The 23,890-nt window shown below is 63.4% G+C and carries 23 protein-coding genes; 9 read left to right on the forward strand and 14 right to left on the reverse strand.

Features of this window, described 5'->3' with window-relative positions:
- From NP534_RS15360 to NP534_RS15380, 5 genes are all read left to right on the forward strand, one after another.
- Nucleotides 1-312, forward strand: a 312-nt coding sequence (locus tag NP534_RS15360) for a response regulator (protein WP_274099269.1), incomplete at its 5' end; no start/stop codon positions are given.
- Complete coding sequence (locus tag NP534_RS15365; RefSeq protein WP_274099270.1) at nucleotides 309-1,130, forward strand: CheR family methyltransferase; 822 nt, start codon at nucleotides 309-311, stop codon at nucleotides 1,128-1,130. The genes NP534_RS15360 and NP534_RS15365, both read left to right, overlap by 4 nt.
- Nucleotides 1,127-1,702: a chemotaxis protein CheB gene (locus NP534_RS15370; protein ID WP_274099271.1), complete on the forward strand. Its 576-nt coding sequence runs from the start codon at nucleotides 1,127-1,129 to the stop codon at nucleotides 1,700-1,702. The genes NP534_RS15365 and NP534_RS15370 overlap by 4 nt, the downstream gene beginning before the upstream one ends.
- The gene (locus tag NP534_RS15375; protein WP_274099272.1) at nucleotides 1,696-2,922 is read left to right on the forward strand and encodes a hybrid sensor histidine kinase/response regulator; all 1,227 of its coding nucleotides are present in this window, start codon (nucleotides 1,696-1,698) and stop codon (nucleotides 2,920-2,922) included. The genes NP534_RS15370 and NP534_RS15375 overlap by 7 nt, the downstream gene beginning before the upstream one ends.
- 44 nt (nucleotides 2,923-2,966) lie before the next feature.
- On the forward strand, nucleotides 2,967-3,344 hold the full coding sequence (locus tag NP534_RS15380; protein ID WP_186661272.1) for a response regulator: 378 nt from the start codon (nucleotides 2,967-2,969) through the stop codon (nucleotides 3,342-3,344).
- A gap of 61 nt (nucleotides 3,345-3,405) precedes the next feature.
- Here NP534_RS15380 and NP534_RS15385 read toward each other — a convergent pair whose 3' ends face one another.
- From NP534_RS15385 to NP534_RS15395, 3 genes are read right to left on the reverse strand one after another with little or no spacing between them, the layout of a single operon-like run.
- Nucleotides 3,406-3,987, reverse strand: coding sequence for a TetR/AcrR family transcriptional regulator (locus NP534_RS15385; protein ID WP_274099273.1), 582 nt, complete (start codon nucleotides 3,985-3,987; stop codon nucleotides 3,406-3,408).
- Nucleotides 3,988-3,999: 12 nt separating this feature from the next.
- Nucleotides 4,000-4,848 (reverse strand): 3-hydroxybutyryl-CoA dehydrogenase, encoded by an 849-nt coding sequence (locus NP534_RS15390; protein ID WP_274099274.1) that lies wholly within the window; start codon nucleotides 4,846-4,848, stop codon nucleotides 4,000-4,002.
- A 13-nt stretch (nucleotides 4,849-4,861) separates the two neighbouring features.
- Nucleotides 4,862-6,046 carry an acetyl-CoA C-acyltransferase family protein gene (locus tag NP534_RS15395; protein ID WP_274099275.1) on the reverse strand — a complete coding sequence of 395 codons (1,185 nt, stop codon included), beginning with the start codon at nucleotides 6,044-6,046 and terminating at the stop codon, nucleotides 4,862-4,864.
- A gap of 168 nt (nucleotides 6,047-6,214) precedes the next feature.
- Between NP534_RS15395 and NP534_RS15400 the strand changes: the two genes are divergently transcribed.
- The gene (locus NP534_RS15400) at nucleotides 6,215-7,225 is read left to right on the forward strand and encodes an AraC family transcriptional regulator (RefSeq protein ID WP_274099276.1); all 1,011 of its coding nucleotides are present in this window, start codon (nucleotides 6,215-6,217) and stop codon (nucleotides 7,223-7,225) included.
- A gap of 50 nt (nucleotides 7,226-7,275) precedes the next feature.
- On the opposite strand, the gene NP534_RS15405 is transcribed toward NP534_RS15400, so the two are convergent.
- Nucleotides 7,276-7,713 (reverse strand): carboxymuconolactone decarboxylase family protein, encoded by a 438-nt coding sequence (locus tag NP534_RS15405; RefSeq protein WP_274099287.1) that lies wholly within the window; start codon nucleotides 7,711-7,713, stop codon nucleotides 7,276-7,278.
- 199 nt (nucleotides 7,714-7,912) lie between these two features.
- Here NP534_RS15405 and NP534_RS15410 point away from each other — a divergent pair, with 199 nt between their 5' ends.
- Together NP534_RS15410 and NP534_RS15415 are read left to right on the forward strand one after the other, a co-directional pair.
- Nucleotides 7,913-8,371, forward strand: a complete 459-nt coding sequence (locus tag NP534_RS15410) for a nucleoside deaminase (RefSeq protein WP_274099277.1) — start codon at nucleotides 7,913-7,915, stop codon at nucleotides 8,369-8,371.
- Entirely contained in the window at nucleotides 8,368-9,564 is a 1,197-nt protein-coding gene (locus NP534_RS15415; RefSeq protein WP_274099278.1) for a cyanate transporter, read from the forward strand. Before NP534_RS15410 ends, NP534_RS15415 begins: the two co-directional genes overlap by 4 nt.
- On the opposite strand, the gene pdxR is transcribed toward NP534_RS15415, so the two are convergent.
- The 10 genes from pdxR to NP534_RS15465 form a co-directional block, all read right to left on the reverse strand.
- On the reverse strand, nucleotides 9,557-10,990 hold the full coding sequence (gene pdxR / locus NP534_RS15420; protein ID WP_274099279.1) for a MocR-like pyridoxine biosynthesis transcription factor PdxR: 1,434 nt from the start codon (nucleotides 10,988-10,990) through the stop codon (nucleotides 9,557-9,559). The two genes, NP534_RS15415 and pdxR, sit on opposite strands and share 8 nt — an antisense overlap.
- Before the next feature lie 72 nt (nucleotides 10,991-11,062).
- On the reverse strand, nucleotides 11,063-11,401 hold the full coding sequence (locus NP534_RS15425) for a hypothetical protein (RefSeq protein ID WP_274099280.1): 339 nt from the start codon (nucleotides 11,399-11,401) through the stop codon (nucleotides 11,063-11,065).
- A gap of 191 nt (nucleotides 11,402-11,592) precedes the next feature.
- A complete protein-coding gene (locus NP534_RS15430) occupies nucleotides 11,593-14,046 on the reverse strand; it encodes a hypothetical protein (RefSeq protein ID WP_274099281.1) in 2,454 nt (817 codons plus the stop codon).
- Nucleotides 14,047-14,243: 197 nt separating this feature from the next.
- Entirely contained in the window at nucleotides 14,244-15,479 is a 1,236-nt protein-coding gene (gene glcF / locus NP534_RS15435) for a glycolate oxidase subunit GlcF (protein ID WP_274099282.1), read from the reverse strand.
- Between the two features lie 9 nt (nucleotides 15,480-15,488).
- Entirely contained in the window at nucleotides 15,489-16,541 is a 1,053-nt protein-coding gene (gene glcE, locus NP534_RS15440) for a glycolate oxidase subunit GlcE (protein ID WP_274099283.1), read from the reverse strand.
- Complete coding sequence (glcD, locus tag NP534_RS15445) at nucleotides 16,541-18,040, reverse strand: glycolate oxidase subunit GlcD (RefSeq protein ID WP_274099284.1); 1,500 nt, start codon at nucleotides 18,038-18,040, stop codon at nucleotides 16,541-16,543. Before glcD ends, glcE begins: the two co-directional genes overlap by 1 nt.
- Nucleotides 18,041-18,187: 147 nt before the next feature.
- Complete coding sequence (locus tag NP534_RS15450) at nucleotides 18,188-18,505, reverse strand: DUF2388 domain-containing protein (RefSeq protein WP_012271811.1); 318 nt, start codon at nucleotides 18,503-18,505, stop codon at nucleotides 18,188-18,190.
- Nucleotides 18,506-18,622: 117 nt separating this feature from the next.
- The gene (locus NP534_RS15455) at nucleotides 18,623-20,074 is read right to left on the reverse strand and encodes an aldehyde dehydrogenase family protein (protein WP_274099285.1); all 1,452 of its coding nucleotides are present in this window, start codon (nucleotides 20,072-20,074) and stop codon (nucleotides 18,623-18,625) included.
- Nucleotides 20,071-21,039, reverse strand: a complete 969-nt coding sequence (locus NP534_RS15460) for an NAD(P)-dependent oxidoreductase (protein WP_274099286.1) — start codon at nucleotides 21,037-21,039, stop codon at nucleotides 20,071-20,073. The genes NP534_RS15455 and NP534_RS15460 overlap by 4 nt, the downstream gene beginning before the upstream one ends.
- A gap of 10 nt (nucleotides 21,040-21,049) precedes the next feature.
- Nucleotides 21,050-22,441: an NAD(P)/FAD-dependent oxidoreductase gene (locus tag NP534_RS15465; RefSeq protein WP_186661248.1), complete on the reverse strand. Its 1,392-nt coding sequence runs from the start codon at nucleotides 22,439-22,441 to the stop codon at nucleotides 21,050-21,052.
- Between the two features lie 286 nt (nucleotides 22,442-22,727).
- Between NP534_RS15465 and NP534_RS15470 the strand changes: the two genes are divergently transcribed.
- Nucleotides 22,728-23,789 carry a GlxA family transcriptional regulator gene (locus NP534_RS15470; protein ID WP_033698786.1) on the forward strand — a complete coding sequence of 354 codons (1,062 nt, stop codon included), beginning with the start codon at nucleotides 22,728-22,730 and terminating at the stop codon, nucleotides 23,787-23,789.
- Nucleotides 23,790-23,890 lie beyond the last annotated feature (101 nt).

The following is a 23,890-nucleotide window of genomic DNA, read 5'->3' on the forward strand; positions in this document are numbered from 1 at the left end:
AAGGGCGCCATCGTCGAGATCGGCCGCAACGGGCGCGAGGCCATCGAACGCCTGGAACAGCATGACGACATCGACCTGGTGCTGATGGATGTGATGATGCCGGAAATGGACGGCTTCGAGGCGACCCGGCTGATCCGCCAGCAAGCGCGCTGGCGCAAGCTGCCGATCATCGCCGTGACCGCCAAGGCGATGAAGGATGACCAGCAGCGTTGCCTGCAGGCTGGCGCCAATGATTACCTGGCCAAACCGATCGACCTGGACCGCCTGTTCTCGTTGATCCGGGTGTGGCTGCCGCAACTGGAGCGAATTTGACTAGCGAGCGCAACACCGACATCGAGATCCGGCTGCTGATCGAGGCGATCTACCTCAAGTACAGCTACGATTTCCGCAACTATTCCGGCGCTTCGATCAAGCGCCGGGTCCTTCATGCCCTGCGCCAGTTCGACTGCCTGACAGTCTCGGCGCTGCAGGAGCGGGTGCTGCACGACCCGGGCATGTTCATGCAGTTGCTGCAGTTCCTGACGATCCCGGTCAGCGAGATGTTCCGTGACCCAAGCCACTTCCTGGCGCTGCGCAACGAAGTGGTGCCGCTGCTGCGCACATGGCCGTCGATCAAGATCTGGGTCGCCGGCTGCAGCACCGGTGAAGAGGTGTACTCGATGGCCATCCTGCTGCGAGAGGAAGGCCTGCTCGAGCGCACCATCCTCTATGCCACCGACATCAACCCGCATTCGCTGGACAAGGCCAAGCAAGGTATCTACTCGATGCAGAGCATGCGCGAGTATGAAGAAAACTACCGCCTGGCCGGTGGCCGCCGCGACTTCGCCGAGTACTACACTGCGGCCTATGGCAACGCCATCATGGACAGCAGCCTGCGCGACAATGTGACCTTCGCCGACCACAGCCTGGCCACCGACAGCGTGTTCTCCGAAACCCAGCTGGTGTCGTGCCGCAATGTGCTGATCTACTTCAACAAGGACCTGCAGGACCGGGCCCTGGGGCTGTTCCATGAGTCGCTCTGCCACCGGGGGTTCCTGGTGCTGGGCAGCAAGGAGTCGGTAGATTTTTCGGCCTACAGCGAGCGCTTCGAGCCGCTGGTCAAGCCTGAACGGATCTACCGCAAATCATGAACGGCATACGTGCAGTGGTGATTGGCGCCTCGGCGGGCGGGGTGGCGGCACTGTTCGAGGTGCTCGGCGCGCTGCCTCCGGCGTTCACCCTCCCGGTGCTGTGCGTGCTGCACCTGCCGGACGACCGCCACAGCCAACTGGCCGAAGTGCTGCAGCGGCGCTTGCACCGGCCGGTGCGCGAGGCGTGCGACAAGGAACGGATCAGTGCCGGGCAGGTCTACGTGGCGGGGCCAAGCTATCACTTGTCGGTGGAGCACGACCTGACGCTGTCGCTGAGCCAGGAAGCACCTGTGCATTTCTCGCGCCCGGCGATCGATTTCCTGTTCATTTCGGCGGCCGATGCCTATGGCGACGGCTTGCTTGGCGTGCTGCTCACCGGTGCCAACGAAGACGGCGCCAAGGGCCTTGCCTACATCAAGAACAATGGGGGCCGCACAATTGTCCAGGACCCTCGCGACGCACAGGTCGCCCTGATGCCGGAGGCCGCGCTGGCCCTGCATCAGCCCGACCATATCCTTACTCTGAGCGGTATCGGGCAACTGCTCGCGACCCTGGAAATTCGCGCATGCTAAGCCACACCATCGCCAAACTGCTGATCGTCGACGATCTGCCGGAAAACCTGCTGGCGCTCGATGCCCTGATCCAGGGCGAAGATCGCGAGGTGCACCAGGCCCAGTCTGCCGAAGCTGCGTTGTCGCTGCTGCTGGAGCACGAATTCGCGCTGGCCATTCTCGATGTGCAGATGCCGGGCATGAACGGCTTCGAGCTGGCCGAACTGATGCGCGGCACCGACAAGACCAAGAACATCCCGATCGTGTTCGTCAGTGCGGCGGGGCGCGAGATGAATTACGCCTTCAAGGGCTACGAGAGCGGGGCGGTGGACTTTCTGCACAAGCCGCTCGACACCCTGGCGGTAAAAAGCAAGGTCTCGGTGTTCGTCGACCTGTTCCGCCAGCGCAAGGTGCTAGGTCGGCAGCTCGAAGCCCTGGAGCGCAGCCGCCAGGAGCAGGAGATATTGCTGAACCAGCTGCAACTGGCGCGGGGCGAGCTGGAGCATGCAGTGCGCATGCGCGACGACTTCATGTCGATCGTCTCGCACGAGGTGCGTACGCCGCTCAATGGCCTGATCCTGGAAACCCAGCTGCGCAAGATGCACCTGGCACGGGGCAACCTGGAGGCTTTCAGCGCCGACAAGCTGCAGGCTATGGTCGAACGTGACGAACGGCAGATCAACAGCCTGATCCGCTTGATCGAGGACATGCTCGACGTCTCGCGCATCCGTACCGGCAAGTTGTCGTTGCGGCCCAAGGTGTTTGACATCGGCCAGCTGGTGCGTGGCCTGGTGGAAAACTTCACGGCCCAGGCCACGGCGCTGGAAACGCACATTGCGCTGCAGTGCTGCGAAACGTTGCAGGGCGAGTGGGACGAGTTTCGGATTGAACAAGTGGTGGCCAACCTGTTGTCCAATGCCATGCGTTACGGCGAACGCAAGCCGGTGGAAGTTCGCGTGTTCGAACAGGATGGCATGGCCTGGGTTCAGGTGCAGGATCACGGCATCGGTATCAGCGCCGCCAACCAGCAGCGGATCTTCCAGCAGTTCGAGCGGGTCGCTGCGCAGCAGGCCAGTGGTGGGCTGGGGTTGGGGCTGTTTATCTCCGAGCAGATCGTCCAGGCCCACGGTGGGCGGATTCTGGTTGACAGCGAGGAAGGCCAGGGCGCCACATTCACCCTGCAATTGCCGCTGGCAACGTTCCAACAACAAAACGACCAGGCGCGGGCAACCTCTGCGTAAGCCTGGGGTCAGATGGCCAACTGTAAGAATTTCAAGGCGTTATCATGAGTGAAGATGCACAAGATGTGGTGCTGGTGGTCGAGGATGAACCGGCCATTCGCATGATTTTGCGTGATTACCTGGCAGGCGAGGGTTATCACGTACTGGTGGCCGAAGACGGTGAGCAGGCCTTCAAGATCCTGGCGAGCAAGCCGCACCTGGATTTGATGGTCACTGATTTTCGATTGCCAGGGGGCATCTCGGGGGTGGAGATCGCCGAGCCTGCGGTAAAACTTCGACCGGAGCTCAAGGTGATTTTCATCAGTGGCTACCCGGCGGAGATTCTCGAATCGGGCAGCCCGATCACGCGCAAGGCGCCGATCCTGGCCAAGCCGTTCGACCTGGATACCCTGCACGAACAGATTCAGGCGCTGTTGCGCTGAGGCAGCTGGCCTTCGCGGCGGTGCGGCGATCCGCTTTGCCCCGCGAAGAGGCCCTGGCAGGCTATCGCAGCGTCCGCTCGATCCCACCGACCAGCAAGTTCTCCATCAGCTCCAAGCCTTGCGCTTGAGGCAATGACTTGAGCAACCCCGGCAGTTGGTTAAGCAACGTCGCCAGCACATGCGCAGTAGCCTCCAGCGCTTGCCCTGGCAGTTTCGCCTGCGGTGCAATCAAACGCAGCAACCCTGCCTCATAGCGCTTGCGCAACGACGCCAGGTGAGTCTGTTGCGCCTCGCTCAAACAACATAAATCCCGCTCTGCCAGGCGAAACTGCAAGGGCCGCTCGGCATGCAACTGCCAATGCGCTGCGATCAGGCACGACAACGCCGATGCCCCCCGGGCCATGGCGCGGCGGCCTTGGTCCAGGGTGGCCTGCAGCTCCTCGTACAACTCTTCGATCAAGTCGTACAGCAGGTCCTGCTTGCTCGGGAAGTGGTGATACAGCGAACCGGCGGTCAACCCCACGTGGGCTGCCAGTTCACGCATGCTGACCTGGCCAAAACCCTTTTCGGCAAACAGCGCCATGGCCTGGTCACGTCGCTCTTCAAAGCTGGCACAGCGCATCGCAGCGTTGACCGGGGGCATGGCACTCGCTCCTCAATAGGTGAAGAAACCGCGGCCGCTTTTGCGCCCCAGCCAACCGGCCGCGACCATTTCCTTGAGCAACGGGGCAGGGCGGTACTTGCTGTCATTGAAGCCCTCATGGAAGGCCTCCATGATCGCCAGCAGGGTATCCAGGCCAATCAGGTCGGCCAGTGCCAAGGGGCCGATCGGCTGGTTGCAGCCCAGGCGCATGCCGGTGTCGATGTCCTCGGCACTGGCCAGGCCTTCCTGGCGCACGAAGATCGCTTCGTTGATCATCGGCACCAGGATGCGGTTGACCACGAAGCCTGGGCGGTTGCCGGCGGTAATCGGGGTCTTGCCGACCTTTTCGGTCACCAGCAAGGCCTGCGCGTAGGTGCTGTCGCTGGTCTGCAGGCCACGGATGATCTCGACCAGGGCCATCATCGGCACCGGGTTGAAGAAGTGCACACCGATGAAGCGCTCCGGGTGCTCGATGCTCGCGGCCAGTTGCGTGACCGACAGCGACGAGGTGTTGGTGGCAATCAGGCAGTCGGCGGCAACGTTGGCGGCCACTTGCTGCAGAATGCGCTGCTTGAGCTGCAGGTTTTCGGTGGCCGCCTCGATCACCAACTGCGCGCCACTGAGCTGGGCATAGTCGGTGCTGGTGCGGATGCGGGTTCTCGCCCCCTCGGCTTTGTCGGCGTTGAGCGTGCCTTTGCTGACCTGGCGCTCCAGGTTTTTGCTCAAGGTTGCCACGCCACGCTCCAGCGCGGCATCGGACACGTCCACCAGCAGCACCTGGTAGCCCGCCACCGCGCACACTTGAGCGATACCGTTGCCCATGGTGCCTGCGCCGATCACGGCAATTTGTTCAATGTTCATGGGGCAGTTTCCCTCAGACGCGCTCGAAGACCACGGCGATGCCTTGGCCGCCGCCGATGCACATGGTGGCCAGGGCGTAGCGGCCCTGAATGCGGTGCAGCTCATGAATGGCCTTGGTGGCGATGATCGCTCCGGTGGCGCCGACCGGGTGGCCAAGGGAGATACCCGAACCGTTCGGGTTGACCTTTTCCGGGTCGAAGTCCAGCGCACGGGCTACGGCGCAGGCCTGGGCGGCGAAGGCCTCGTTGGACTCGATCACGTCCAGGTCCTGCACACGCAGGCCGGTTTTTTCCAGCACCTTGCGGGTCGCCGGGATCGGGCCCAGGCCCATCAGCTCGGGCTCGACGCCGGCATGGGCGTAAGCCACCAGGCGTGCCAGCGGCTTCAGGCCCAGACGGCGCACGGCGTCACCGCTGGCCAGCACCAGGCCGGCAGCGCCGTCGTTGATGCCACTGGCATTGCCGGCGGTGACGGTGCCGTCTTTCTTGAACACAGTCTTCATGGCGGCCAGCTGTTCTGCGGTGACATCGCCACGCACATGCTCATCGACGCTGAACTGCACGCTGCCTTTGCGGGTTTTCAGTTCCAGCGGGACGATCTGGCTGTTGAAACGGCCTTCAGCGATGGCGCGTGCGGCGCGGCGCTGGCTGGTCAGGGCCAGCGCGTCCTGCATTTCACGGGTGATGCCATGCTTGGCCGAAACGTTTTCGGCGGTGATGCCCATGTGGAAGTGTTCGAAGGGGTCCTGCAGCACGCCGACGGTGTAGTCGATGCCTTGCAAGTCGCCCATGCGCGCGCCCCAACGTGCCTGCGGCAGCAAGTACGGGCCGCGGCTCATGGACTCGGCGCCCGCCGCCAGGACCACGTCGGTGTCGCCCAGCAGCAGGCACTGCGCTGCCGAAACAATGGCTTGCAAGCCCGAGCCGCACAGACGGTTGACGTTGAAGGCCGGGGTTTCCTTGGGGATGCCGGCGTTCATCGCCGCCACCCGGGCCAGGTAGGCATCACGCGGCTCGGTGGGGATCACGCTGCCCATCACCATGTGGCCGATCTGCCCGGCATCCACGCCGGCACGCTCGATGGCGGCGCGGGTCACGGCGGTGGCGAGGTCTGCCAGCGGCAGGTCCTTGAGAGAACCGCCAAAGCCACCAATGGCTGAACGGACGGCACTGACGACGTAGATTTCTGCGCTGCTCATAAGGGCTCCGATTGCGAAGGCATGGCGGGACCGGGCCTGGCTCTGCGAGAATGGCCGGCGATCCCTTTGTTCACCCGAGTCTAGGCAAAGGCTCTGCCAGAGCCTATGCCGGATCTGTTCATTCAACCTGGCAGTTTTTGCCACTCAGCATAGACAGCGAAACCCGCCATGCGCGATAGCGATACGGTCGCCGTGTACTTCCTCAAGGCCATGCTGCACGCCCTGCGCGACCGCCCGGACGTGCGCGATGCACACCTGCGTGCGGTCGGCATCGATCCACAGTGGCTCGACCAGCCTCAGGCCCGGGTGCCGGCCAAGGCATTCGCGCAGCTGTGGCTGGCGCTGATTCAACGGTTGGACGACGAGTTCTTCCGCCTCGACAGCCACGGCATGCCGCTGGGCAGCTTTGCCTTGATCTGCCGCGGCCTGATTCTGGAGCCGAACCTGGAAAAAGCCCTGCGTCAGTGCATGGGCGGTTTTGGCTTGTTCCTGCGTGACCTGCGCGGCAGCCTCACGGTGCGCGCGGGCAGGGCAGTGATCAGCGTGCAGTCGAGCATCGCCGACCCGCTGACCCGGGTATACGCCGAGGAAACCTACCTGGTGCTGATGATCGGCCTGCTGTGCTGGCTGGCGGGGCGGCGCATCGGCATCGACCGCACCGAACTGGCGGTGTCGCGCCCTGCCCAGGACGACGACCTGCTGCTGTGGGGGCCTGACCTGCGCCTGGGCAGTGGGCGTACCGAAGTGGAGTTCGACAGCGCTTACTTGCGCCTGCCCGTGGTGCAGAATCTGCAGGCTTTGAAGGGCTTCTTGCGTAGCGCGCCCCAAGGCCTGGTGATTCGCTTTCGCAACCAGAATGGCCTGGTGGCCGAGGTCTATCGCCACCTGCGCGCGCGGCGCTATGGGCAGTGGCCGACCTTGGCGGCTTTGGCGCAGCAGCAGGGAACCAGCGCCAGCACCTTCCGCCGGCAGTTGGAGCGGGAGGGGCGTTCGTACCAGCAGATCAAGGACGAAGTGCGCCGGGCGATGGCGTTTGAACACCTGCGCGAAGGGGTACTGAGCATCGCCGAAGTGGCTGAGCTGGCGGGGTTTCAGGAACCCAGCGCGTTTCACCGGGCGTTCAAGAAATGGACCGGGCAGAGCCCGGGCAGCTATCGCGCCAGGTTGGTTGCGCGGTAAGTGTGCCCGTACCGGCCGCAAACAGGCCGGTACGGGCAATCAGCAATCGATCACGCCGGAACCATGGCAAACCCGACGCCGAAGCGGTTCCAGGCATTGATGGTGGCGATGGCCAGTGTCAGGTTGACCACTTCCTGCGGCTCGAAATGGGCTTGCAGCGCCTCGTACTCAGGCTGTGGCGCACCGCGCTCAGGCAGGCGGGTCAGGTTTTCTACCCAGGCCAGCGCGGCGCGCTCGCGCGGGGTGAAATAGGCGGTTTCCTGCCACACACTCAGCGTCTGCAGGCGGGCTTCGGTTTCGCCTGCTTTACGTGCGTCATTGGCATGCATGTTGATGCAATAGGCGCAGCCGTTGATCTGCGAAGCGCGCAGGCGCACCAGTTCGAGCAACGAGTTTTCCAGGCCGCTCTTGGCCAGCGCCTGTTCCAGGCCAACCATGGCTTTGTAGGCTTCCGGTGCGTGCTTGGCCCATTCGATACGCGTGTTCATGGTGTTCTCCAGAAGGTGTGGGGTGGACATGGCGCTACCTTAGCGCTGTGCGTCGATCGGCCCGATAGCCAATCGCAGCGTTTGCCGGGAGGCCAATCGGTGCATTCAGGTGGCCACTGAGGTGCATCCAATCTCTTCATTTCTGCCAAGGCCTGCAAGCCGGGATAATGGCCAGGTCTTGCAACAGGAGAACCGATTCATGTCCGAAGCACGCTACATGCGCGAAGCACTCGATCTGGCCCGTGCCAACATCAAAGCCGGTGGCCGGCCTTTTGGCGCCGTGCTGGTGTATCAGGGGCGCGTGGTAGCACGCGCGGTCAACGAGATCCACAGCAGCCAGGACCCGACCGCCCATGCCGAACTGCTGGCCATTCGCAAGGCCGCCCATGCCCTGGGCCAGGCGCGCCTGGACGGCGCCGAGATCTATGCCAGCGGCCACCCGTGCCCGATGTGCCTGGCGGCCATGCACCTGTGCGGCATCGAACGGGCCTGGTTCGCCTATGGCAACGATGAGGGCGAGCCCTATGGGTTGTCCACGGCTGCAGTCTACGCGCAGATGACGCGCCCACCGCAGCAGCAGAGCCTGCCATTGCGGGCGCTGAAACCGAGTGGTGAAGCCGACCTGTACCTTGAGTGGCAACAGGCCAACGCGCAATGAGAGCGGCCTTGAACCTGTTGCTGGTGATGCTGCTGGCACTGAACCTGCGGCCGATCCTTACCAGCATCGGGCCACTGCTCGAACCCATGCGCGCCAGCACGGGCCTGGGTTACCAGCAGGCGGCGCTGCTGACCGCGCTGCCGGTGCTGTGCATGGGCCTGGTGCCGTTGTTGCAACCCTGGCTGCGGCGCTGGATCAGCGAGCATGGCGGCATGCTCGCCGGCCTTGCGGCGATCGCGCTGGCCTGCCTGTGGCGCCTGCAACTGGGCAGCGCCTGGGCGCTCATTGCCAGCGCAGTGGTCGCCGGCCTCGGCGTCGCGGTGGTCCAAGGCATGATGCCGGGGCTGGTCAACCGCTGGTTCCCGGGTCGCCTGGCAGGCGCCATGGGCATGTATTCCGCGGCGCTGATGAGTGGTGGTGGCCTGGCGGCGGTGCTTGGGCCGCATATCAGTGGCTACTTTGGCCACTGGCAGGCCGGGCTGGGCCTGTGGGCTATTCCGGCACTGCTGGCGATGCTGGCCTGGACGCTGCTGCGGCCACGCCAGGATGCGCCCAAGCTGGCGGGTGCCGCTGGCGGGCACTGGTTTGGTACGCGACGTGCCTGGTTGCTGGCGTTGTATTTCGGTCTGATCAATGGCGGTTACACCAGCATGGTCGCTTGGCTGCCGGCTTATCACCTGGAGCATGGCGGCACCGCCCAGGGCGGCGGCGACCTGGTGGGACTGATGACGATCTTCCAGGTTGCCGGCGCGCTGGGCCTGCCGTTGTTGCTGCGCCGTTGGGTGGATCGTCGGCCGGGGTTGTGGCTGGCGCTGTCGATCCAGCTGGCAGGTTTCCTTGGCCTGTTGCTGGCGCCAACGCTGTCGATGGGCCTGTGGGTGGCGATGATCGGCTTCGGCCTCGGGGCCTGTTTCAGCCAGAGCCTGACACTGACCCTGGAACACCTGAAAACGCCCGCCGAGGCTGGCGGCCTGGCGGCCTTTGTCCAGGGTATCGGCTTCATCATCACCGGCATCGTGCCGTACATCACCGGTTGGCTGCGCGATGTCAGTGGTGACTTCCAGGCGTCATGGACGCTGTTGACCGTCACGGTGCTGGCAATGCTGCTGGTGACAGCGTGTTTCGCGCCACGCGGTTATGCCGCCGCCATCGCGCGGCCGGCGGCCAATGGCCAGGCAGCGCCGGTCAACTGAGGCGTTGCAGGGTATCGCGGACGCGGTCGAGTGCGGTGTCGATGTCGAGCAGCTCGATGGCGCCAAAGCCTAGCACCAGCCCGGGACGCACCGGCACCTCGCTGAAAAACGGTGCCAGCGAATAGAGGCCGACCTCCACCTTGCGTGCGAGGTTGGCCAGCAGCTCGACATCCACCCCAGGCTTGGCCAGCGCACTCAGGTGGAAACCGGCGCTGGCCGGCACGGCGCTGAACCAGGGCGACAGGTCGCCCTCCAGGCGTGCGAGGATGCGTTCGCGGCGTGCACTGTAGACGTCGTGACAGCGGCGGATGTGCCTGTTCAGGTGGCCTTCGCTGATGAAGCGCGCCAGGGCCCATTGCAGCAGGGTCGGGCTGTGCCAGTCGCTGAGGTGCTTGGCCACGCAGGCGGCCTGCAGCACGGCGGGCGGCAGCACGGCATAGCCCAGGCGCAACTCCTGCAGCAGGGTCTTGGAAAAGGTCCCGACGTAGGCGACCAGGCCATGTCGGTCAAGGCGCTGCAGGGCGTCGGCGGCCGGCCCTTGGTAGCGGAATTCGCAGTCGTAGTCGTCCTCGATGATCAATGCGCCAAGCTCGGCGGCGCGTGCCAACAAGGCCCGCCTGCGCGGTTCGCTCATCGGCATACCCAATGGGAACTGGTGCGAAGGGGTCACGTAGATCAGCCGTGTGCCATCGGCGATCTGTTCGACGCACATCCCTTCATCATCCACCGCTACTGACTGCAGGCGTGCGCCCAAGGCCAGAAACAGTTGCCGTGCTGGCGGGTAACCGGGGTCCTCCATGGCCACCGGGCAACCGGGTTCGATCAGCACCCGCGCGATCAGGTCGAGCGCCTGTTGCGCACCATTGCACACCAGCACGTCTGCGGCGCTGCAGTGCACGCCGCGGGCGTAGGCGATGTGGTGGGCGATGGCTTCGCGCAGTTCGGGCAGGCCCTGGGCAGTGAACTGCCGCTCTGGATGGCGCTGGCTGCGGCGCAGGGCGTAGTTGAGGCAGCTGCGCCACTGGTCGAAGGGGAACTGCGCCTTGCTCGAGGTGCCGCCGACGAAGTCATAGCGCGACGGTGCTTGCAGTTGCCGCCTGCCCAGCACGGTAGCGCGTTGTTGCCAACGCTCGAGGGATGCGGCACCCGCCAGTGGAATAGCGGCCACTTCGTTGGTGCGCAAAGGCAGTTGCGGAGTAATGAAGGAGCCACGGCCGACCACGCCACTGAGCAGGTTGTCGTAGGTCAGCCGCGAGTAGGCTTCGGCCACGGTCTTGCGAGACACGCCCAGTTGTTCAGCGAGCAGACGGGTAGGTGGCAGTTGGGTGCCAGCGGCCAGGTGGCCGCTGTCGATGCCCGCGCGCAGTTGCTGGTAGAGCTGGTCGGCCAGGCCTTTGCGGCCTTCCAGGCGGATGTGCAGTTCCATGAAACGGTCCGGAGCAGGGGAATGCTGAGGATAGCGGATCGCAATTCATCGCACAGTGCGAATGTGGCGCTTTTACAAGCGTGCCGTACTCACGGTGATGTAGCCTTTTTCGGGTAATGCGATGCGTATCACCGTCTCATCGGCTGGCGCCTTGTGCTTCTGCTTGATACGCACCCCGTCAACCGCAATAGCCTGCATTCTGTGGCTAATGGCACGCCCACTGGCGTCGAAGAACACCTCGCTGGCCAGCAGCTCGATGCGTTCGATCAACTCACGGGTGCGCTCGTCGGTGGCGCAGAAAAACAGCACCCCCGACAGGTGCGGGTCATCGTCCGGGTTACTTATTTCGTGTGCGATCAATTCACGCAGGGCGCTGCGTAGTTCGGCGGTTGTGCGGTTCTGTGGGTGCATGCGCAGCCTCCTCTGGATCGAGAATGCTGATCATGTTTTTACTGGCGGAAAGCCACAAGTAAGCCGATTCCGAATAGCTTGTAAGAAAGGTCTGAGTTGGCCAATGGGCAGGCTACGTCTGTGCGCTGCAGCCTGCCTTTTGGTGCACGTAGATGCATGCCTGGATCAGTTGCAGCTTGCGCCAAGGGTGGTCACTTGTCCTTGCCGCTATCCCCGGCGTGGCGCAATGCATTGAACTTACGCAGTGCGATAAAAGGCAGAGGCAGCACGATGTAGGCATACGTCAATCGGCTGTAGTCCTCGACTGCAGCGATGATTGCATAATCGTTTGATGACTCAGAGGGTGTGTAGATGTTCTGGTTCAGTTGTCCGCTCCCCTTGACCAGGTACCAGAAGGCATCTTCCGGTGGGATCTCTTCAGCGCCTCCAATTGCGTCCACCCACATTGACAGTTTTACACCCTGCGGATGTGCTTCCACCTCGAACCATGCATTGGGATTGCTCCAGGGGACCAACAGGTCAATGGTCCGTGCGTTCCCGGAAACGTTCCGTGCCACAACCTGATCCAGATGTAGCGCTTGCTCCACATCCCCCTGTCCACCAGAAGGGTCACGGTCCGGGCTGACGTAGATGCAGACGTCCTGGCCCTCCGGGATGTCCAGATCAGAATCTAAACCTTCAGGGTCAGGACGACGCAGGGTACCCTTGCCACCGGGCGCCATTTCCCAATCCAGTTCCTGTCCATTGCCGTCCCCACCTACCAGCACATAACGTGCGCCGCCGAACTGCGCCACCTGCAGGTGGGGGTAAACAGAGATATCGCTGACCGTAATGCTGACCAGCGCCTGGCTGAACTTGTCGCCATCGCGAGCCGTGATCAGGATGCGGCGCGAGGTTTCGCCTTCAAAGCTACTTGCAGGGGGCGCGATGTAGAGCCCATCGTCCTCACCGATTGCGCCTTTGTCACCCGTTTCACCCGGTAAATTGTCGACAGACCATTTGACTTGCGCGTTGCTGGGCGTGATCGAGAAGGGCTGAACGCCACCCGCAGCGACGACCGGTTCCAATGGCGAGATTGCGAAGTGCAAGCGGTCGGGTGCCAAGGTGCCCAGCAAGGTCAGGTCACAGGGGGTATACACGTTGCGCGGTTCGGCCGCTTGTTGGCTGCGGAATAGCAAATGGTTGAGGTGCATGGCATTGATTGTCACTTCGGCACCTGTGATGACAGCTACAAACCGGTTGAATGTTTCGAGCATTGCTCTGTGCCAAGCTGCGATTATACTACTGTGGAACTGATTGAGTACATCAAAATCCCCGGTTGCATCTTCTATGGCCATGGTGAAGTGGTCTTCAAGTTCGCCAACTTGTTCTAATCTGAGTTTCCCTTTGTCCGGGCCTTCTGTGAGGATGACAAACGCGTACTTAACGCTAAAGCGGGTGTCTATAGTGGCCGGGTAAGTTTTTGAGGCGTCACCGTTTCTATCGTTGATATGGAATTTCACGTGGCGGACTGTATTGGGGCTTTGCCACATGAGCTGGATGGTGTCATCGATAACCTTGAATTCAATGGCGCCGCCAATGTCAATCGACGCAGGTAGGACCTCATAGATATACAGTGAGTAAGCGCGCGTCCGCCTGTACCACCTAAAATTCTCTGGGAGTCTATAAGAAAAGGTCTCCGGCATGATTTCACCGGCCCTGGCGGCGACCCCTGTTACCTTACCGGTCGGGGTGGTAGGGTAATTGAGGACAATAGCCCGGATGGCCTCCAGATTCTGCAGTGCCTGGCCCAAGGAGATCGCTATCCACTGCTGATTGGACAGCAAGATGTTCATTGAATAGGGTTCTTCGTTTGGGCCTACCATCGGTAGCAAGTAGGGCATGTCCCTGTCATTGATCGGGAACATGCCATTGCCCATGCCTTTTAGCGCGACGCCAATCAACACGGCGCCTTCTTCCTGGTCTTCTTCCAGGCTGACGGATGCGCTGCCCGCACGCGCTGCGGAGTGGGTTCTAACCGCGAATGAGTGGGGCTGCAGGTCATCGTCGCCCGCCACGATACGGCTGAGTTCAAAAACCTTTCGCGAATCATCCCAACTGCGAAATTCTTGTTCCAGTGCCAACCCCAGTTTTCTATTACGGTCTTCCGAACTGGAAAGATGGAAGGTGTAGCTTTCACCCCTGGACAAGTCGAGGAGCACGCGTCCCTCGTCGGTGATAGTGCCTCCATTGCTTTCTTCAAGGCGGATGTCCATGTGCAGCGAGGGGGCATTCAGCGGGTCCATCAGCGCGATACTGGTAATATCCAGTAATCGGTTGCCGACGGGCTTGACCAAGGTGACGTATTTACCACCGACAACTTTCATGCTCAAACGCGCGCGTGAACTGGCTATGTTGGAGTTGGTGAATGAAAGGCGAGGTCTGTCGAGGATGAAGTCTTGCATGTCGGACCAGGCGTTCTGATCGGTTTCTTCGGACTCGTTGAACGGCGGAAAGTACTGATCTTTATCGAAGCGCTCTATGTACTCCTGTGCCAGCAACGCGTTTGTCTTGGCACGGTCATAAATCAGAAGTGCACCCCACCCCATCGTGCGAGTCTCAGTGCCAAGGTAAGTGAGGTACTGTGTAAGAGTAAGCTTTGCCATGGTGAGGTGCTCCTGCTCAGGGAAAGGGTGCGGCTGCCCATTAGTAAGGGGCTGGCATTTCCTAGGCAACTGGCAAATTTACCAGGTCTACAGGCGGGACGAGATGTGGTTATGGCATAGATGTCATGGCGATTTTCGAGCAGAGGCCGCCATCGTCGAACACGCGGGCGAAGTGTGCCTGGCCGACCACGGGCTTGCTATGCCTGGCTGTTCTCCTGGTTCAAAGCTGCATCGACGACTTCGATCCAGTGCCTGACTGGTGTGCGCCCGGCCCCGTCGAGATGGGTTTGGCAGCCAATGTTGGCGGTGACGATGATAGATGGCTTGCCGCTTTCCAAGGCGTCGAGGCGGTTGTCGCGCAATTGCCGTGACAGTTCAGGCTGGGTCAGTGAGTAGGTCCCGGCCGAGCCGCAGCACAAATGGCCGTCTGGCACCGGGGTCAGGCTAAAACCCAATCGGATCAACAAGCTTTCAACCGCACCGCCCAACTTCAGAGCGTGTTGCAGGGTGCAGGGGCAATGGAAGGCCAGGCGTTGTTCGGCGCACAGGCCAAGTTGCTCGACCGGCTCTTCTCGCAGCACTTCCACCAGGTCACGGGACAGGGCGCTGACCCGTGCAGCCTTGGCGGCGTACTGCGTGTCCTTCTCCAGCAGGTGGGCATAATCGCGCACAAACGCGCCGCAGCCGCTTGCCGTCTGCACGATGGCTTCGGCACCTGCCTCGATGGCCGGCCACCAAGCGTCGATATTGCGCCGGGCGCGCTGCAAACCCTGGGCCTGGGCGTTGAGGTGGTAATCCACCGCGCCACAGCAACCGGCCTCGCGGATCGGTTCGACGCTGATGCCGAGGCGGTCCAGCAGGCGTGCGGCGGCGGCGTTGGTATTGGGCGACAGTGCAGGCTGCACGCACCCTTCGAGCAACAGCACCCGGCGCGCATGGCGCGGCGCCGGTCGTTGCCCGGGTGCGGCGACCTGGGCCGGCAACTTGCTTTTGAGTGCCGCTGGCAACAGCGGGCGCAGCGCCTGGCCAGTGAAGCTCAGGGCCTTGAACAGTGCGGGGCGCGGCACCACGGCCCGCAGGCCCTGGCGCAGCAGGCGCTGGCCAAGCGGGCGCGGTACTTGCTGTTCGACCACGGCGCGGCCGATGTCCAGCAAGTCGTGGTACTTCACGCCGGAAGGGCAGGTGGTTTCGCAGTTGCGGCAGCTCAGGCAGCGGTCCAGGTGCAGTTGCGTGCTGGCGGTGACCGGCGCGCCTTCGAGCACCTGCTTGATCAGGTAGATGCGCCCGCGTGGCCCGTCCAGTTCGTCGCCGAGCAACTGGTAGGTGGGGCAGGTGGCCGTACAGAACCCACAGTGCACGCAGCTGCGCAGAATGCTTTCGGCCTCTTCGGCGCGGGCCAGGCGTTTGGCGGCTTCGCTCAGATTGGTTTGCATGGCAGGGCCTCACAGGTCCGGGTACAGGCGGCCAGGGTTGAAAATGCCCTGGGGGTCGAGCTGTTGTTTGAGTGCGCGGTGGTAGCGCAAGAGGGCCGCAGGCAGTGGTGCGCTGCTGTCCTCACCCGGCGCGTAGCCGGTGGCATGGCCGCCGACCTGGGCGACGGCTGCGCGAATCGACTGGGCCGATGCGCTCGACTTCAGCCAGCGCTGCGCACCGCCCCAGTCGATGAGCTGGCGCCCAGGCAAGTTCAGCGCCCCGCTGGCGATGGGCACGGACAACCGCCACAACGGCGCCGGGTCGTCGAAAAAGGCCAGGCGTTGTTCGCGCAGGTCGTGCCAGAACCCGCTGTCGAGCTCGTCGCCCCCCAGGCGTTGGCGTGCCGACTGCACCGAGCCTTCACCGCCTTCCAGGCGCAGGTAAAGTGCCTCGCCGTCATGGCAGGCGGCGCTGATCGGCAGCGGCTGCTGGCCCCATTCGGCCAGTGCCGCGAGCGCCTGCTGGCGGCCCATCGGCAGGCACAGGCTCAGGCATTGGCGCGGCCGCGGCAATACCTTCAGCGACACCTCGGTGAGCAGGCCAAGGCACCCGAAACTACCGGCCATCAGCCGCGAAAAATCGTACCCCGCAACGTTCTTCATGACTTCGCCACCAAAGCGCAGCAGCTTGCCGTGGCCGGTGATGACACGTGTGCCGAGCACGTAATCGCGCACCGCCCCGGCCCATGGCCGCCGTGGCCCGGACAAGCCCGCAGCGACCACGCCGCCGAGGGTGGCTTCGGCGCCCAGGTGTGGGGGTTCGCAGGGCAGCATCTGGCCGCCTTCGTGCAGCGCCGCTTCGATCTCCAGCAGCGGCGTGCCGGCGCGTGCGGTAATCACCAGCTCGGTCGGGTCATAGCTGACAATGCCGCGATGGCTGCGGGTATCTACGAGCTCCCCGGTCACCGGGCGGCCCAGCATGGCCTTGCTGTTGCCGCCCTGGATACGCAGCGCGGTGCCCAGCCTCAGTGCCTGGTTTACCTGGTCCAGCAGGGCCTGGCTCATGTCGCGGTCCTTGCTCATCAGAAGCGCTCCAGCTCGGGGAAGGGCAGCTGCCCGTGGTGCACGTGCAGCGCGCCGAACTCGGCGCAGCGGTGCAGGGTAGGGATGTTCTTGCCGGGGTTGAGCAAACCCTGCGGATCGAAAGCGGCCTTGACTGCGTGGAACAAAGTGATTTCGTCGCGGTTGAACTGCGCGCACATCTGGTTGATCTTCTCCCGCCCGACGCCGTGCTCGCCGGTGATGCTGCCGCCCACGGCCACGCACAGTTCGAGGATCTTGCCGCCGATGGCCTCGGCGCGTTCCAGTTCGCCTGGCCGGTTGGCATCGAACAGGATCAACGGGTGCATGTTGCCGTCGCCGGCATGAAACACGTTGGCCACACGCAGGCCGTAGTGCTCGGAGAGTTCGCTGATGCCCTTGAGCACCCGGGGCAGCTCACGGCGGGGGATGGTGCCGTCCATGCAGTAGTAGTCCGGCGAGATGCGCCCCACCGCCGGGAACGCGTTCTTGCGCCCGGCCCAGAAGCGCGCGCGTTCGGCCTCGTCGCAGGCCAGCCGCACCTCGCGCGCGCCTGCCTGGGTCAGCACCGCTGCGACCCGCTGGCAGTCGTCATGCACGTCTGCCTCGACACCATCAAGCTCGCACAGCAGGATCGCCGCCGCGTCCACCGGGTAGCCGGCGTGGATGAAGTCCTCGGCGGCGCGAATCGCCAGGTTGTCCATCATCTCCAGCCCGCCAGGGATGATCCCGGCGGCGATGATCTCGGCCACGGCCCTGCCTGCATCCTCCACGCAGTCGAAACTGGCCAGCAGCACCCGCGCCACCTGGGGCTTGGGCAGCAGCTTGACGGTTACCTCGGTGATGATGCCGAGCATGCCTTCGGAGCCAGTGAACAGTGCCAGCAGGTCGAAACCGGGGCTGTCGAGGGCGTCGCTGCCCAGTGTCAGGCGTTCGCCCTCGACCGTGAGCATCTCCACCTTGAGCAGGTTGTGCACGGTCAAACCGTACTTCAGGCAATGCACGCCGCCGGCATTTTCCGCCACATTGCCGCCGATGGTGCAGGCAATCTGTGATGAGGGATCGGGGGCGTAGTACAGGCCATGGGGCGCGGCAGCCTGGGAGATGGCCAGGTTGCGTACCCCGGGCTGAACACGGGCAAAGCGGCCCTGGGCGTTGATTTCGAGAATGCGATTGAAGCGCGCCATCACCAGCAGGATGCCTTTGGCAAGTGGCAAGGCGCCGCCAGAGAGACCGGTGCCGGCACCGCGCGCTACCACCGGCACACCGCGCTGGTGGCAGAGTTGCAGCAAGGTCTGCACTTGCTCCAGGCGCTCGGGCAGCACCACCAGCAGCGGCACTGTGCGGTAGGCCGAGAGGCCGTCGCATTCATAGGGTTTGAGGTCTTCGGCGCGGTGCAGAATCGCCAGGTCCGGCAACGCTTGATGCAGGGCCTGCAGCAGGGCGGGCAGGTCCACGGCAGGCAGCGCCCCATCGACCCGCTCGTCGTAGAGGATGTTCATCGGCTCACTCGGCGGCAATTGTTATTGTTGCTGGAAGCCTATCACCCCTTCAGCCGGCTGCGAGTCCTGTCGGAATCTTTGACGCACAAACCCGCACCTGCTCATGCTGCTAAAAGGGTAGGTGCGGGTTTGCTCGAGGCGGGGTGATCAATGGTCGGCGACAGGGTCGTCCTGCGACAGTATGGCCCGGGCCAGTTCTTCATCGTTGGCCTGCAGGCCGGGATGGTCCTTGCGCGCCTGTTCCAGCGCCGACTCCACATAGGCGCCGCGGATCGCACCACCGCTGGCGACGAACGCAGACAGCTCGTCACGGGCCGGGATGATCCGTTTGTCGTCCTTGAAGGTCGAATACAACGAAGCGGAAACACCGGCCGAGGTGGCCACGTCGCCCGCGTCGACGCGGGCCAGGGCAGCACCGGCAGGCAGCAGGAGCAGCAGCGCGGGGGCGAGGAATAGGTGGCGCATAGCGTATTCTCCAGTAGCGTGAAGCCCAAGGAAATAAACCACTCAGTGTTTAAGAGCACCCCAACGTGCGAGTAGTTCAATTCCTGGGTTGCCGCCGCATGGCGCCTCCAGCGCCGTTTACGCCAATTGGTAAGTGGTCTTCACCCGGGTAAAGAACTGCCGCGCATGGGTCCCTTGCTCCCGCGAGCCCAGGCTCGAAGCGCCGTTGCCGCCAAACGGCACGTGATAATCCACCCCCGCCGTGGGCAGGTTGACCATCACCATCCCCGCTGAACTGTGCCGTTTGAAATGCTCGGCATGGCGCAGCGAAGTGGTCACGATACCGGCCGAAAGGCCAAATGCAGTGTCCTCGGCAGCCGCAAACGCCGCGTCGTAATCACTCACCTTGAGCACACTCAGCACCGGCCCGAAGATCTCCTCGCGGTAGATGCGCATCTGCGGCGTTACCTCGGTGAACAGGGCAGGGGTGAACAGGTAGGCATCTGCCTGGTTGTCGATATGCTGCCCGCCACACACCAGCTTCGCGCCTTGTTCAAGGCCAGAGGCCACGTATGACAGGTTCTGCTCCAGCTGCCGGCTGTCGATCACGGGGCCGATGTCGGTAGCCGCTTGCAACGCATCGCCCACCTTCAGCGCGCGGGTGCGCTCCGCCAGGCGCGCCACGAAGGCGTCATGAATACCTTTGGTGACGATCACCCGAGAACTTGCCGTGCAGCGTTGGCCGGTGCTGTAGAACGAGCCGTTCAGTGCCACCTCCACTGCCTGTTCAAGGTCCGCATCGTCCAGCACGATCAACGGGTTTTTGCCCCCCATCTCCAGTTGCACTTTCTTCATACCTTCGGCGGCCAGCCTGGCGATCTGCCGGCCGGTGTGCTCGGAGCCTGTGAAGCTGATGCCATCGACCAGCGGCGAGCGGATCAAAGTGTCGCCCACGCTGCGCCCTGGCCCGATCAGCAGGTTGAACACCCCGGCGGGCAAGCCGGCCCGCGAGATGATCTCGGCCAGCGCCCAGGCCGAGGAGGGCACCCGTTCGGCCGGCTTGAACACCACGCAGTTACCGAAACACAGCGCCGGGGCGATCTTCCACGCGGGGATGGCGATCGGAAAGTTCCACGGGGCGATGATGCCGACCACGCCCAGTGGCTGGGTGAACACATCGATGCCCACGTCCTGGCGCACCGATGGGTACTTTTCGCCTTCGGCACGCAGGGCTTCCTGGGCGTAGAACTTGAACGAACGGCCGGCCCGGTCGACCTCGCCCAGTGCCTCACGCAAGACCTTGCCTTCCTCGCGCGACAGCAGCATGGCCAGTTCTTCGCGGCGGGCAAGTATTTCTGTGCCGATGAAGTCCAGCGCGTCGGCGCGTTGCTGCGGGTTGCTGCGGGCCCAGGCGGGCGCGGCGCGGCGGGCAGCCCGCAGGGCCCGCTCGGTCAGCGCCTGGTCGGCCCGCACGAAACGCTCGACCACCTCGCTGGGGTTGGACGGGTTGCGGTTTTCCAGCACATCATTGCTGCTGTCCAGCGCGACGAAGGCGCCATCGACATAGTTGCTCTTGGTGACCAGGCTCATGCGCTTCGGATCCTTTTTGCGTTGGCTTGGCGGGCGACAAAATCGCTGATGTTGTCCACGGCGCTGTCCATCAACTGCTGCATGGCATCTTCACTGCTCCAGGCGATGTGCGGGTTGAGCAAAAAGTCGTCGCGGTCGATCAACTGGAACAGTGGGTTGCTTGGGTGCAGCGGCTCCTGCTCGACCACGTCCAACGCCACGCCGCCCAGGCGGCCTGCCTGCAGCGCCTGAATCAGCGCAGCCTCGTTGACCACGCCGCCACGGCCGGTGTTGACCACCACCGCATCGGGCTTCATCAGCGCCAACTGCGTCGCATCGATCAGGTTGTAGGTGGCCGGCGTCAGTGGGCAGTTGATCGACAGCACGTCGCAGCTGCGCAGCAATTCGGCCAGCGGCCGGCAGTCCGGGCCCTGACGCATGCCGCCGCGGTCTTCGAACAGCACCTGCATGCCGAAGGCTCGCGCCAGGTGCGCCAGGCGCAGGGCGATCGGGCCGCTGCCGATGATCGCCAGCTGCTTGTCGCGCACATCGCGAATGCGGTGGTTGAAGTAGATGTTCTGGTACGGTTTTTCGCCGGCATGCACCTGACGCATCAGCCGGGTGAACGCGGCCGGGCGGCGGAACAGTTCGAGGATCATCGCCAGGCTGTGCTCGGCCACGGTGTTGGCGGCATAGCCCGGCACGCTGGCGACCTCGATGCCATGGGCGTCGCAGTAATCGACGTCGACGATATCGCGGCCAGTGAGGGCCAGCGAGATCATCTTCAGCTTCGGCAACTGGCGCAGGTGTTCCTCACGCAGCGGCACGCTGCAGGTGAACGCGATGGTCGCGTCCTGCAGGTGGTCGAGCATCTGCTCGGGGCCGGTGTAGGCAAACTGCTGCCAGGTGTGCGCGCAGTCGGGGCGCTTGAGGCGGGTGGAGGGCGCCAGGCCCTCGTCGTCGAGCAGTACGATATGTTCGCTCACGGTCCGTTCCTTATTTTTTCTGGGCTGGCACGTAGCCGGCCGGGGCCATGGCCACCAGGCGGCGGGTGACGAAACCGGCATCCTGATCATGGTCTTCGAGGGTTTCCTTGCGAACCAGGGCGTCACGCACCAAGTGCGCGCCAAAGAAACGCAACGGCTCTGGCGGCAGCATTTTCATCTTCTGGTTGACCAGGCCACAGTTGGCCCATTCGTCATTGGCGTGCTCGACCAGCGACTTGATGATGCGGCTGGCAAACACGGTGGTCGCCACGCCGTTGCCGGAAAAACCAATGCCGTAGCTGATGTTCTGGTGGTGGTCGAGGTAGCCGAAGTTCGGCAAACCCTTCATGGCCCGGTCGATGGGGCCGGTCCAGCTGCTGACCACCGGCACGTCTTGCAGTTGCGGGTACAGGCGGCGCAGTTCGGCTGCGACCTTGTCGGCCGCCGGCGAGGGCTTTTCATACAGGTTACCGATGCGCCCGGCGTAGGCGAACTGGCCCAGCGGCTTGCCGAACACCACGCGCCCGTCGGGGGTGTTGCGCCAGTAGTTGAGTACGGTGCGCGAGTCGGTCATGCATTCGCCGCCACTGAAGCCGATGGCATCGAGCTTGGCCTTGACCGGTGCCGTCGCCACCATGTCGCTGGACATGATCGCGATCATCCGGCGCAGCTCCGGGAACTGCGCGCCCCAGGCGTTGAGTGCCAGTACCACCTGTTTGGCTTTTACCTGGCCCTTGGCGGTGTGCACCACGGGGTTGGCGCCGCGCTGTAGGTGGGTGAACGGTGACTTCTCGAATATCTGCACGCCCAGCTTCAGCGCCACCCGGCGCAGGCCACGGGCGAGCATGGCGGGCTGCACGGTGGCGGCGTTGGGGTCGTAGATGCCGCCCAGCACCAGCGGCGAGCCGACCCGCCCGCGAATGGTCTGGCGGTCCAGTTCCTGGAAGGGGTTGACGTCGAGCTTCTGCAGGCCGTCGGTCAGCACTCGCCACGAATTCATCTGGCGCGGGTTGGTGGCAGTCCACAGCCAGCCGTCCTTGCGGTACTGGGCATCGATGCCGTGTTCCTGGCAGAAGCTGCCGATTTCGTCGATGGCCGACTCGGCGGCCTCGCAGATGCGCCTGGCTTCGGCGTCGCCGCAGATGGTGCGCACCGACAGGTACTTGCCCCACCAGTTGGTGGCAACGCCGCCGTTGCGTCCGCTGGCACCCGAGCCACAGCGGTCACGCTCGACGATGACGATGGTTTGTTCCGGGTGGGCCTGCTTCAGGCGGATAGCCGACCACAAGCCAAGGAAGCCGCCGCCGACGATACACACGTCGGCTTGAATCGAGTCCTGCAGGGCAGGGGCGAGGTCGTTGTCCAGGTCCAGCGCCTGGGCATACCAGAATCCACGGTACATGAGGGGTGCCTCTGAGCATGTTTGTCTTGTGCATACATGATGCTCAGCGCGGCCAGGGGGCGATATTACAGTCATGACAATTGATAGGAAGTAGGCGTTCGTTCAGCGAGGGACTGGCACCCTTGTCAGAGTAAGGAAGAGCGAGGCCTTGGCGGGGTATCTCGGCAGACAACCGTAGCGTCCTGCCTTGTCTGAGATCTTCTATTTATAGTGCTGAATATGATAGGGCGGACGCCGGTGTACGCTTAGAATGGCATTCACTTCGGATGTGATGAGAGCAGCGTCCATGGTCGCCGAACAATACCTACAACAACCGCAGGCCGCCGAAACCGTCTCGCAGATCAAGCCTGAACTGCGGGTCGGTTTCCTCCTTCTCAATCAGTTCACCTTGGTGCCCGTCGCCGGGCTGGTCGACTCGCTGCGCTTCGCCGCCGACAAGTCGTTCCGCAGCCAGCAGGTGTACTGCCAATGGGACTGGATGACCCTCGACGACCAGCCGATCACCGCCAGCTGTGGCATGCCCATTTCGCCAACCAAGCCGCTGAACCTGTTTGCCCAGTACGACTACATCGTGCTGGCGGGCGGGCTGTTGAGCGAAACGCGCAACCCGCCAGGCTGGCTGCTCGATGCGCTGCGTGAGGTGCATGCCGCGAACATCCCGATCATTGCCCTGTGTTCGGCGTCGTTCGTGCTGGGCAAGGCAGGCCTGCTCGACGGCCGGCGTTGCGCGTTGCATTTCACCTTGCGCGACGAGTTCAAGGAGCGCTTCCCGCTGTCCACCGCAGTGATCGACAAGAGCTATGTGGATGACCGTGGCATCATTACCTGCCCGGGCGGCACGGCGATCGACCTGGCGGCCAACCTGATCCGCAGGCATTGCGGTGCGGTGCGGGCGCAGAAAGGGCTGGAGTACCTGCTGGTGGACGAGCGCGCCGACCAGCAGGAAGGCCAGGCCGCCAGTGATTCGGTGTACCAGAACGACCGCGTGCAGCGCGCCATTGCCTTCATGCGCGCCAACCTGGATGCATCGATGACGCTCAAGGCCGTGGCCGAGGCGGTGGGCACCCACCCTCGCCAGTTGCACCGCGAGTTCGTCGCCAACACCCAGGAACCACCGGCCAACTATTGGCGCAAGCTGCGCCTGGACCATGCGCGGCGGTTGCTGGTGAATACCAGCCAGAACATCACCACCATTGCCCTGGCGTGCGGGTTTTCCGATGCGTCGCACTTCATCTTGTGGTTCCGCAAGCAGTATGGCGAGACGCCGTACAGCTTCCGCAAGCGGCGCCACGAGGTGGAGCGGTTCGATTGGCATGGGGACAAGGTAGGGCTGGACCCGGAGTTGTAGGGTGTTGCTCAAGCTTTTTTGGGGCCGCAAACGGCCCCAAAATCTCAGTCAGATGCACTGTCAAAACCAGCCAAACGCCTGAGTCTCGATAGATCGGAAGA

The organism is Pseudomonas sp. 39004, assembly GCF_028682155.1.
Lineage (GTDB): Bacteria > Pseudomonadota > Gammaproteobacteria > Pseudomonadales > Pseudomonadaceae > Aquipseudomonas > Aquipseudomonas capeferrum.